The organism is uncultured Veillonella sp. (assembly GCF_963524655.1).
Classification (GTDB): domain Bacteria; phylum Bacillota; class Negativicutes; order Veillonellales; family Veillonellaceae; genus Veillonella.
The window spans coordinates 1-5102 of the sequence record NZ_CAURHA010000059.1; the positions used below are offsets into that span (position 1 = coordinate 1).

Here is a 5102-nt window from a genome sequence, read left to right on the forward strand (position 1 = left end):
TGCTAAGTAAACAGCGTCATCCACCATTCGATAGGTTACCGTCATACCATTCACAATATCCGTCTTCTGAGGCACATAATCCTTATAATCGCCTGCAATATTACCAGATAGAGTCGATACGCGATACTTAATATACTTTGGCATATCATCTACACGGTCAAAATATGTTCCTTTTAAAAGCTCATGATAGGCATACACAACTTGTAATACATCGTGATCCACAATGGATACATGTACGGAACGTAATCCCTCTAAACCACTTGGCAACTGCGGTTTAAAGTTCAAATGTTGCTTAGCCTCATATAGGGTATCAAACACCTCTAGAGATTGACCTTTACGAGTGCTTCTATAATCCTCATCAGTCATAGTACAGCTTCCAAGTCTATCTGGACAAGGAAACTCATTTCGATCACCATAAGGCTGATCATAAATCGAATTACCATTAAGACGAAACCGCAACAAATCATCTGCGGACACAACATTGATGGAACCTATAAAAGCTAGCGTAGCTAAAGCACATACAACCTTTTTCATAACTATCCCCTTACAGTACTATTTTTCAATATTCTTATCTGCTACTAGTTGCGTAGTTTCTGGTTGTACTAAGTCAAACATCCCATGCATCATCTTATCCGGTAAACCATAATTCATGACATTATTTTCTACACGACTATAAATAGCACTTCCAAGAGCATCACGAATGTCCTCAAATAGTTTTTTGTCTTTTAACAGCATCTTAAAGAATTCTTCATTATCTTTAAATCGCTTAACAGCAATTCCCATAAACTCTTGGTCAAATAATATTTTAAAGGTTTTAAATCCGTTGTTATTGATATAGTCACGCCATTTAGGATCTTTTGCAATATCTTGTTCTATTTGTAATATCACTTTATCCATTTCAGTGAATTCAGTGCCATAACGTTTATTAAAGTCCTCAATAATCTCGTTAATCGTAGTAATCAAGCTATTTTTACGACCTACCTTACCTGTAATAGGTTGCAGCCCAGTTTCTTCTGGAGCCAAATCAATGGATCCATGTGAGCCTTTTTCCAAACGATAGTATTCAAGCATTATCTTATCATCTAAATCAACATGGTCTTGATGTTCTTTTGGTAGTTGAATAGCAAGGAACTTAGCATAGATACTGAAGGTATGGAGTTCTTTATCAAACAATCTACATACCTGCGTAATAAAGGAATATAAACGATTAAAATGTTGTAGAGTCCCTTTAAAAATATCTCGATCAGCTTCCTCTAAGGATTCAAAGCGTTTGATAGCTGGCATAATATACGATTGAAGCTTCCCTAAATCTCCCATCGTTTGATTTTGGCTTTGATAGAATAATTCACCAAATTGTTCTATATCATGTAGATCATAGATATTGAACTTATCTAAAGTTGACTTAACATCATATAGCGTATTAGGATCGGTTTCTTTATCTAACTTAGTTTCTTGATAGAATGGTGCGAAGGAATTCAAGATATCATCTTCGCTATTAACAAAGTCTAATACAAATGTATCTTGTTTGCCTTTCATAGTTCTATTAAGGCGAGATAAGGTCTGAACAGCTTTTACCCCTGAAAGCTTTTTATCCACAAACATGGTATGCAACAAAGGCTCATCAAAACCAGTCTGATATTTCTCTGCAACGATGAGCATGCCATATTCATCGTTATGGAATGTGCCTGGTAAGGCTTTTTCCTTAATGTGATTGCCTTCTTTATCTATATTCAAAGATTCTTCCGTATAGGTTCTCCCATTATCATCAATCTCACCAGAAAAGGCTACCAACACTTCCAAATCTGGACGTTCCATTTGCACTATCTGACGACGAAACTCTTGAACATAGCGAACTGCATGTAGTCTTGATGGTGTAACAACCATGGCCTTGGCACGACCACCAATCTTATGTCTAGTAACATCCATAAAATGGCGTAACATAACTGCTGTTTTTTGCGTAATATTATGTGGATGCAAGGTTTGGAATTTACGAATAGCTTTCATTCCAGCCGCTGAATCTAATTCAATATCTACATCAACGAGACTTGCTATTTTATAGTACGTATTGTAGGTCATGTAATTCTTTAAGACATCAAGAATGAAACCCTCATCTATAGCTTGTTGCATAGAGTAGATATGGAACGGATGATATTCACCTATTTCATCACGAGTACCAAATAGTTGCAAAGTCTTTGCTTTAGGCGTTGCAGTAAACGCAAAGAAAGACAGATTATCATGCTGACCTTGTGCGACTAACTCCTTAACGAGTTTATCCTCTTCATCTAAGGTATTTTCCTCATCTTCATATGCCCAATCAGCATATTCTTGAAGAGCCTTTTCTGTATTTGCAAGGGCTTGTTTTAATTTACGTGCAGCAGATCCAGTTTGAGATGAATGCGCTTCATCTACAATGACAGCAAAGTTACTACTTTGTGCTTTCACCTCTTCATAAATGACAGGGAATTTTTGTAATGTGGTAATGATAATAGGCGTACCACTTTCAATAGCCTCTTTTAACTGTTTAGAGGTCTTATCCACACGTTGTATAACCCCTGGAGTATGGTCAAATTGAGATACCGTATTCTGTAGTTGACTATCCAACACCTTTCGATCAGTTACAATAATTGTAGACCGAAAAATCTTCTTATCATCCTTGTCATGCAAACCAGACAAGCGGTGAGCTAACCAAGCAATAGAATTAGACTTACCAGAGCCAGCTGAGTGCTGAATCAAGTAATTGTGCCCTGCACCATTCTCTTTTACATGTTCTAACAATTTTGTTACTACATCTAATTGGTGAAAACGCGGAAAAATCAATATTTCATCAGTTATATTACCAGCACTATCTTTCACAACAGATAAATGCATATATTTTTGCAGAATTTCTAACAATCTATCTCGTTGAAGAACAGATTCCCATAAGTAGGATGTATCGTACGTATCAGAATTAGGATTGCCAGCACTTCCCACATTACCAGCACCATTAGAACCTTGATTAAATGGAAGAAAATACGTGCTACCGCCATTTAATTTTGTTGTCATATGCACTTGTGTTAAATCTACTGCAAAATGAACTAACACACGGCGATTAAATTTAAAGATTTGGTCTTTATTAGATCTATCAAATTTATATTGAGAAATCGCATTAGTTGCATTCTGCCCAGTGAACTGACATTTCAATTCCATACTAACAACAGGGATACCATTTAAGAATAGTACAATATCTACACTGTTGTTATTTGATACAGAATAATGTAACTGCCGAGTGCAATGGAATATATTGGATTCATATTGTACCCTTGCAGTTTCATTCATGGAAGTCTCTGGTTTCCAATACACAACGCGGAAGGTAATGCCTCTATCCTTAAAGCCATGACGTAAAATAGATAATAACCCATCGTGCTCTACAGAGTCATTAAAGCGCTTTAAAAATTGCTGCTCACAAGAGTCTCCATATAACTTCGTATACCGTTCCCACTTCTTTGGTTGGCTTTGTTTTATAAAAGACAACAGTGTTTCAGTATCAAGAGCCAATTCACGATTAAATACCTTTGGATTCCCTTTTACATATCCTCCTGTAGTACATAAGAATGATTCAATATCATCTTCGAAGCGCTTTTCTCTTACATCAAACTCAGACATGAGGCACCTCCTTTTTACCAGTTACTACTTCATAAATTAAGGATCGTTTATATTCAGCAAGAGTATCAATAATAGTCAATTTCTGAGAAATCACTCTATCAATAGCATCACATTTTTGCTCTAAATATGAAACCATTTTTAACTGTTCTTCAACAGGGGGAACTAAACAAGATACTGTCTTGAACATCTTTTGTGTAACACTATACACTTTTGTTCCATTAGCATTTTTTCGTAATTGACTACGCCAAATATCTGTTAAAAACAAAAATGCAAAGTACTTTGTACATATACGCTCATCAAAACAACGCGCAACTAAAGTATGATAACCCGCATATATTTCGTTTGAAGAATCTATATAAATACAATTACCTACGCCATCAAGATCTTCAGATGTATCTGCAAATACAAAATCTCCTTCCTGTAATAGTGATTTCTCATCAATTAGATTTTCACCTATATAACGAATTAAATCATCTTGAAGCGAATAACCGTTATTATTTTTAGCATGAACCTGTCCATAACTAACAACACAGGCCCCACTATCTACTAAATCAGTCTTTTTAATGTTTAGTCCTTTAAAAAATTCAAATGACTTAGTAAATCTTGTGATTTTCCAATCTAAAGGAACCTTATCAATCCATTCAATGTTACTAGCTACCATACTTACGGTTGAATCTAATCCCTTTGTGACAGTCTCTGTTATAATAGACTGTCTATATTCTTGCAGTTTTTCAATAGCAGAATGCTCTTTAGCAATGATAGTATCAACATCATTGCATTTTTGTTCCAAATAGGCAACGATCTTCAATTGAACATCAATAGGTGGCAACAGGCAGGATACAAATTTAAACATTCTTTGTGTCACACTATATACCTTAGTTCCATTCGCATTTCGTCGCAACTGACTACGCCAGGCATCTGTTAGAAACAAAAAAGCTAAATATTTATGACATACATCTGATTCTATACACCTTGCCACTAATGTATGGTAACCTGCATATAATTCACCATCTGAATCTATATAAATACAGTTACCTACCCCATCTAAATCCTCTGATGTATCAGCAAAAATAAAATCTCCATTACTCAATCTTGATTTCTCTTTTATTTCAAGCATAGATTGATTGATATAACGAATCAGATTTTTTTGAAGAGAATAACCATTGTTAAGCTTATCATGAACCTGTCCATAACTAATAACTGCACTTCCATACTGCACTAAATCAGTTTTTTTAATATCTAGTCCCTTAAAAAACTTAAAACATTTAGTCATTCTAATTATATTCCAATCTGTAGGAATTTTTTCTAACCATTCCACTCCACTATCTTTCATTTCTCGCATTATTTAAACACCTCTATTAAAGCCCCATCCAAATCACTTTCCAAAGCCTTAATCTCAGCCATAATTTCATCAGATGGACGTGGCGCTATATATTTGTAAAAATGTCGTGTAAATGGGA

3 protein-coding genes are annotated in these 5102 nt (G+C 35.2%); all 3 read right to left on the reverse strand.

Annotation, left to right across the window (positions count from 1 at the left end):
• Positions 1 to 534 (reverse strand): hypothetical protein (locus RYM16_RS08700; protein WP_314983352.1); only part of this gene is annotated, 534 nt, incomplete at its 3' end.
• A gap of 18 nt (positions 535 to 552) precedes the next feature.
• Complete coding sequence (locus tag RYM16_RS08705) at positions 553 to 3642, reverse strand: type I restriction endonuclease (protein WP_314983353.1); 3090 nt, start codon at positions 3640 to 3642, stop codon at positions 553 to 555.
• Positions 3635 to 4984: a restriction endonuclease subunit S gene (locus tag RYM16_RS08710; protein WP_314983354.1), complete on the reverse strand. Its 1350-nt coding sequence runs from the start codon at positions 4982 to 4984 to the stop codon at positions 3635 to 3637. Before RYM16_RS08710 ends, RYM16_RS08705 begins: the two co-directional genes overlap by 8 nt.
• Between the last annotated feature and the right edge of the window lie 118 nt (positions 4985 to 5102).